Below are 3,411 nucleotides of genomic sequence, written 5' to 3'. Positions count from 1 at the left end.
CGGGCACCCAAGTGGCAACACCACACGGGCCGCGTGCGGTAGATGCGCTGACTGAAGGGGATCTTGTCTGCGCCGCTGACGGCCGCGTTCTGAAACTGCGGGGGGTGATGTCCACAACGGTCAGTGCCGCCCGTCAGAAACGAAACCCCGACTTGCGCCCTATCCGCATCGTGGCCGGAGCGCTGGGAGGTGGCACACCCAAGCGCGATCTTCTGGTGTCGCGTCAGCATCGCATGGTGCTAAAATCCGCTATCGCGCGGCGCATGTTTGGCCAGCCTGAAGTTCTTGTCGCCGCTGCCAAGCTGCTAGAGTTGTCCGGCGTTTTTGTGGACGGCGGGCTGGCGGATGTTGGCTATTATCATCTGGTTTTTGACGATCACGAAATCATCGTGGCCGAGGGCGCCGAGACGGAAAGCCTTTTGATTGGCCCTGGCATCATGAAAGCCCTTGGCGCTGAGGCACTGAGCGAATTGATTGCGTTGTTTCCACAAGCTTTGGCTGGCGAAGTCTTTGCGATGCCCGCGCGGCCGATTCCGTCGCAGAAACGCACCAAGAAATTGATGGCGCGCCACCGCAAGAACAACCAACCAATCTATGCGCAGGCGGGCAAGGCCTAGCGGGCAACACGACACCTGAAATGCAAAAAAGCCGCCCTGAAAAGAGCGGCTTTCTTTTACGAAGCAAGTCCGTCTGGCGCTTAGCCCTGACGAGCTTTGAACCGGCGTTGCGTTTTATTAATCACATAAACGCGGCCCTTACGGCGCACAACACGGCAGTCGCGGTGACGCTGCTTGAGCGAGCGGAGCGAGTTCTTGACCTTCATGGCCTTCTCCTCATTTCGCGGCGCGACGTGCGCCTGGTTAGCGGGCTGCCTAGACCGTGGTCGAGGCGGTGAATTCATGGTGGGCGATACAAGGATCGAACTTGTGACCCCTTCGATGTCAACGAAGTGCTCTACCGCTGAGCTAATCGCCCATGAAACCTTTGCAAAATCCTGCTCCTCAAGAAAAAGGAGCGCGGATGTCCGCGCTGGTGGAGGCGTCTATAAAAGGAGTCGCAGGGGGGATCAAGGGCTTTCGACAAATATCTTTTTCGGACTATCTTGTCAGCCGATAAGGAGAGTCGATGAGCAGTCAGGCCTATAAACTGGATCGCCCAGAGTCACGCACATCCTGCGTGGTATTTGCCTCGCCGCATAGTGGGAACGACTATCCGGATTGGTTTCTTCAGCGGTCCGTTTTGAATGCGCACAGCATTCGCAGCTCGGAAGATGCCTTTGTAGACAGGCTTTTTGATCAGGCGCCGACATTCGGAGCACCTTTGCTGCGCGCTGGTGTGCCGCGCGCCTGTGTCGACTTCAACCGAAGCGCCGACGAACTGGACCCTGCGTTGATCAGCGGTGTTCGGGGTGTAGGGAACAACCCTCGGGTAGCGTCGGGTCTTGGGGTGATTCCCAGAGTGGTGTCCAACGGTCGCGCGATCTATCGCGGGAAGATTCGGTTGGATGAGGCGGAAACCCGCTTGGAGGCCTATTGGCGTCCGTACCACAAGGCGTTGCAATCGTTGCTCAATGAATCGCTCGCCAAATTCGGCCAGGCGATCTTGCTGGACTGCCATTCGATGCCCCGCGAAGCCTTGGATGCCCTGCGCACGTCGGGCGGGACGCGGCCTGAAATCGTGCTTGGCGATCGCTTTGGCACATCGGCGAGTTCCGAGATCGTCGAGCAGGTCGAAGCGGCCTTTGCCGGCGCAGGGTTCACGGTGTCGCGCAACGCACCATTTGCGGGGGCCTATGTCACACAGCACTATGGGCGTTTGGGCCGCAATCAGCACGCTATTCAGATCGAAATTGACCGCTCGATCTATATGGACGAGAAGCTGATCCAGCCCCACAGCGGATTTGAAGAGGTGCGTTCGCGGCTGCAAAAAGTGATTGCCGAAGTGGTCACAATCGGCGGTGCCTCACAGAATTTGGCGGCGGAATAGCTGGCAGATCCCCGTTGGGTTCCCTAGCGCATCGAGCGCCCTTTCAGAATTGCATCTGTCCCAAATCGCGCGCGGATCTTATCGGTCGCACGCTCTGCCTCTCGTCGTTGGGCGGCTTTGGGATCTAGCAAATCGGCGCTCAGGTCTGCTGCGCTGTCTTCGACAATGTCGGATATGCCGACCCCGATCAGGCGAAACGGCCCTTTTTGCGCGCAGGTGTCAAAAAGCGCGCGGGCCGTTGTATAGATCGTGTCGGTCATCTGGGTAGCGTCGCGCAGGCTTTGTCGGCGGCTGATCAGCGTGAAGTCTTTGCGTTTCAGTTTGAGTGTCACAACGCGCCCTGCTTTGGACTTGGCCTTGGCGCGGTCTGCGACTTGTTCAGACAGTCGCCACAAGTGACCGTCCAGAATGTCCAGATCCGAGGTGTCCTCAAAAAATGTGGTTTCCTTGCTGATGCTTTTGACAGGCGCCCGCGCGGTGATTTTGCGACGGTCTTCGCCGCGTGCCAGATGCCAAAGGCGAAAGCCCATAGAACCAAAACGATCTGTCAGCTCTCTTTGGTCCCATCGCAACAGGTCTGCGAATGTATGAATGCCCGCGCTTTCCAGTCCTGCCTGCGCCGCAGGGCCAACGCCCCAAATCAACCGCACAGGTTGATCGCGCAGAAAGTCAGACGTCTCGGCCTCGCCGATAATTGCAAAGCCCTGCGGTTTGTCTAAATCTGAGGCCACCTTGGCGAGGAACTTGTTGTGACTAAGGCCGATAGAGCCGGTGATGCCCAGCTCGTCCTTCATGCGTTTCACCAGCCGCGCCAGCATCACAGCAGGCGGTGCGCCATGCAGCTTGGCCGTACCGGTCAGATCCATAAAGGCCTCATCCAGCGACAAAGGTTCCACGGCCGGTGTCAGCTCGTCCATCAGGGCACGGACTTGGCGGCTGACCTCGGCATAGACCGACATGCGCGGCTTGACGACCACGGCGTCGGGGCAAAGGTCCAGCGCCTTGAACATGGGCATCGCCGACCGCACGCCACGAATGCGCGCGACATAGCAGGCGGTCGATACAACGCCGCGTTTGCCGCCCCCGATAATCACCGGTTTGTCGATCAGGTCGGGATTGTCGCGTTTTTCCACACTTGCATAAAACGCATCGCAGTCCATATGAGCGATACTCAGACTATAAAGTTCTTCGTGACGCACGATGCGCAGGCTGCCGCAACTGGGGCAGCGGCGTGCGTCCTTGATGTCACTAAGGCAATCGCGGCAGAGGGCAGGCATGGGTCACTCGGATATTCAGATCCCCAGCATAGCATTTGAGCCAGGCGAGCACATCCGCTTTGTCGGGGCCAAGATGGCAGTTTTTGTCGGCAGCGAGCTTGTCTCGTTGTTGCGAGACGATCGCCCCAACATCCCGTGGCCCGCCCAT

4 protein-coding genes and 1 tRNA gene are annotated in these 3,411 nt (G+C 58.5%); 2 read left to right on the top strand and 3 right to left on the bottom strand.

The genetic code is table 11. The features are described 5' to 3' along the window. The coding region (locus tag ACEQWH_RS01440; protein WP_370227617.1) for a Hint domain-containing protein at positions 1-617 on the top strand (617 nt) is incomplete at its 5' end. A gap of 80 nt (positions 618-697) precedes the next feature. Here ACEQWH_RS01440 and ykgO read toward each other — a convergent pair. Together ykgO and ACEQWH_RS01430 are read right to left on the bottom strand one after the other, a co-directional pair. After that, entirely contained in the window at positions 698-823 is a 126-nt protein-coding gene (ykgO, locus tag ACEQWH_RS01435; protein ID WP_012177066.1) for a type B 50S ribosomal protein L36, read from the bottom strand. Between the two features lie 77 nt (positions 824-900). Beyond that, positions 901-975 (bottom strand) — tRNA-Val (locus tag ACEQWH_RS01430). Between the two features lie 150 nt (positions 976-1,125). Between ACEQWH_RS01430 and ACEQWH_RS01425 the strand changes: the two genes are divergently transcribed. Beyond that, complete coding sequence (locus ACEQWH_RS01425) at positions 1,126-1,986, top strand: N-formylglutamate amidohydrolase (protein ID WP_370227615.1); 861 nt, start codon at positions 1,126-1,128, stop codon at positions 1,984-1,986. Positions 1,987-2,009: 23 nt separating this feature from the next. Here ACEQWH_RS01425 and ACEQWH_RS01420 read toward each other — a convergent pair whose 3' ends face one another. Beyond that, positions 2,010-3,263: a DNA polymerase IV gene (locus tag ACEQWH_RS01420; protein ID WP_370227613.1), complete on the bottom strand. Its 1,254-nt coding sequence runs from the start codon at positions 3,261-3,263 to the stop codon at positions 2,010-2,012. Positions 3,264-3,411 lie beyond the last annotated feature (148 nt).

Origin of the sequence: Cognatishimia sp. (assembly GCF_964229375.1) — a bacterium.
Lineage (GTDB): Bacteria > Pseudomonadota > Alphaproteobacteria > Rhodobacterales > Rhodobacteraceae > Cognatishimia.
This window is presented reverse-complemented; position numbering and strand designations above follow the sequence as displayed.